Source organism: Paraburkholderia sp. SIMBA_054 (genome assembly GCF_046534875.1).
GTDB lineage: Bacteria > Pseudomonadota > Gammaproteobacteria > Burkholderiales > Burkholderiaceae > Paraburkholderia > Paraburkholderia hospita.
On record NZ_JAWRXV010000406.1, the window covers coordinates 1 to 340 of the forward strand.

General features: G+C 65.3%; 1 protein-coding gene. It reads right to left on the bottom strand.

The window, feature by feature from the left end; genetic code table 11:
* Positions 1-340: c-type cytochrome (locus SB822_RS55680; protein ID WP_410858922.1), on the bottom strand; the 340-nt coding region annotated here is incomplete at both ends.

Genomic DNA, 340 nt, shown 5'->3' on the forward strand with positions numbered 1-340 from the left:
CGTGTCGAAGCCTTGCGAGATGCGCGGCGCCCAGTCGGCCGTGTTGGTGAATTTCGGCGCGCCCGCCGCACCCGACGCGTGACACGCCGAGCAGACCGCCTTGTAGACTTCCTCGCCCGTCTTGTAGACGCGCGGCGCGTTGGCGTCGCGAACGTCGACCTGGGCGAGTGGTTTGATGCGGGCGGTGACTTCGGCTTCGGAGAGACTGTCGGTGCCCGCGCCGGTGCGCGTCGAATTGTCGACGTAGTAAGCCAGCAGAACGATGATGATGATCGGCACAGCAAACCCGGCGATGACCGCGGCGATGAGCTGTCCTGGGGTTTTAATCGGGGCTCCGTGT